The organism is Vibrio sp. V43_P6S15P86, from assembly GCF_009904725.1.
GTDB classification, from domain to species: Bacteria; Pseudomonadota; Gammaproteobacteria; order Enterobacterales; family Vibrionaceae; genus Vibrio; species Vibrio diabolicus.
This window is the reverse complement of the sequence record NZ_WXWT01000343.1, coordinates 1-2,386: the sequence shown is the minus strand read 5'-3', so window position 1 is coordinate 2,386 and position 2,386 is coordinate 1. Positions and strand designations below refer to the sequence as shown.

At 45.3% G+C, this 2,386-nt stretch carries 2 protein-coding genes; both read left to right on the top strand.

Features of this window, described 5'->3' with window-relative positions:
- Positions 1-8 precede the first annotated feature (8 nt).
- On the top strand, positions 9-623 hold the full coding sequence (locus tag CAG69_RS15380; protein WP_337247419.1) for a hypothetical protein: 615 nt from the start codon (positions 9-11) through the stop codon (positions 621-623).
- A 112-nt stretch (positions 624-735) separates the two neighbouring features.
- Positions 736-2,088 (top strand): molecular chaperone, encoded by a 1,353-nt coding sequence (gene yegD / locus CAG69_RS15375; protein ID WP_161444964.1) that lies wholly within the window; start codon positions 736-738, stop codon positions 2,086-2,088.
- Positions 2,089-2,386: the final 298 nt, after the last annotated feature.

The following is a 2,386-nucleotide window of genomic DNA, read 5'->3' as shown; positions in this document are numbered from 1 at the left end:
TGTTTTCGATACTCTTGGCCATACTTTCACTGTATATATTTTGGTTGTTGTTTCGCAACGGACCTGCATTCGCCGAGCGCGTCGCTCATCAAAAACGTAACTGGGTTGGACCTACCGCCAACAAAGAAGAATGGCGAGGATATTGTACGGATGTATTTCAGCCGTTCAGTTCTCAAACGACTTTTTACGCCATCGCTTATTTTGCGAATTATATTGCAGCAGCAAATGCGATATCTTGGTCAACAGTATATGAAGGGGATGACCCGATCATCATAAGCCGATTTGGTAGCTACTTTATTTTAAATACTCACGATTCACTAGTGGTTGCAGGGTTTATTGCGCTTGCTTTCTTTATCATCAATTGGCAGCTTGCCATGCACTGTTCTGGTATTCTTAGTCAGTATCTAGTGCGGATTCTTATTATCAATCGAACTCGCTTTGTTGCGATTAGCTTAGTGTTTTGCAGTTACTTTGCGTATCTCTTGACTGTTGGTATTTTCTGGTTGTTCCATGACGGTTATTCGATCTGGCACGGGTTAACGCTTACTCCTGTATTCTTATTATTAGCGTTATTGGTTGCGGTTGTTTTGCCATCTATGAAAAAAGAGAGCAATAAACCTTAGATAGACTTGCCACGTTAAATTACACACGATTTTAGGATAGTAATTCCTATGCCATTAAGTTAGCATTGCCGGCTTTTTAACGGTCTAAAGGCCCTTATTAGTGGGAGGAACTATGTTTATCGGCTTTGACTATGGCACTGCAAACTGTTCAGTGGCAAAAATGGAATCGGGTGAGCCAGTAATGCTTAACCTAGAAGGGAACAGTCCATTTATTCCTTCCACCCTTGCTGCACCGACTCGTGAATCGGTATCCGAGCACTTATTTCGCCATCGAGATATTAAACCATTAGATCAAGTTGGTGAGCAGGTTTTACGCCGGGCAATCAATTTAAACCGAGAAGAAAGTATTGATCTCGTATCTGACGACATTGCATTTGGTCAGGCGGCGCTTAATCTCTATTTGGAAGACCCTCGTGATATCTATTACGTAAAGTCGCCGAAGTCTTTTCTTGGCGCTTCTGGCTTGCGTGACGTGCAATTGGCTTTCTTCGAAGATCTTGTCTGCGCGATGATGGACAATATTAAGTCGCAAGCCGAAAACGATGCGCAGCAAAGTATTACCGATGCTGTTATCGGCCGGCCAATTAACTTCCATGGGCGTGGCGGTGAAACGGCTAACATTCAGGCTGAACGCATTTTGTTGCGGGCAGCGAAACGTGCGGGCTTCCAAAATGTGGAGTTTCAGTTTGAGCCTGTCGCGGCGGGCCTAGAGTATGAAGCGACACTCAGCGAAGACAAAACCATTCTAGTGGTCGATATTGGCGGTGGTACAACGGACTGCTCGTTGATTCAAATGGGGCCGTCTTGGCGTGGCAAAGCGGATAGGACCGCAAGCTTGTTAGCTCATAGTGGCCAGCGCGTCGGCGGGAATGATCTTGATATCGCGTTAGCATTTAAGCAGCTCATGTTCCCGTTTGGCATGGAAAGCAAAATGGAGTCAGGTATTGTGATGCCGACCACCCAATTCTGGAACCCGATAGCAATCAACAATGTAGAAGCGCAGAGTGATTTCTATTCGCGAGAGAACCTATCCGCGTTGAAGTTGCTTCAAAAGCAGGCTCAAGAGCCAGAAAAGCTTGCTCGTTTGCTAGAGGTGTATCATGAGTCTTTAGGCTACAACATTGTTCGCCGTGCCGAAGAAGCGAAAGTGGCGCTTTCAGAACAAGCTTCTTACCGAACTGGCATCAACTTACTGTCAGAACTGATTGAAGTCGATGTGCAACGAGACGAAATGATCGAAGCGATTCAGTCGCCGAAGAATAAAATGACGGCGTTGGTGACAGAAGCGGTAGAGCAAGCTGGGGTGAAACCCGATGCTATCTTTATGACTGGTGGTTCGGCACGCTCGCCAATTTTGCGCGATGCGGTGCAAACCGTACTGCCAAATATTCCGGTCGTCAGTGGAAATTATTTTGGCTCGGTAACTGCTGGCCTAGCTCGTTGGGCTGAGGTCTGTTTCAAGTAGAAAGAAAACTAATTGCGCTATGGGCATTGTTACCAAATTTATGACTTCGCTTAGGCTTATCAAATGATGGTTGGAAGACTTCGCTGAGAGATTGAGTTTCATGCGAGTAGGGAACCTTGTTAGGGTTCTTAAATCTTTCAATGTCATTCTGAACAATGAGGGACGAGCGTGATTCAGATCTATTGTCCGAGCATGCTGTTATGTATATGACTTCGTCTCGCTAAGCGCAACTCGCTGCCATTATTCTGAAGAATCGGGTTATGATCTATCGGAATAATGATTTTTACTAAGCTGAAAT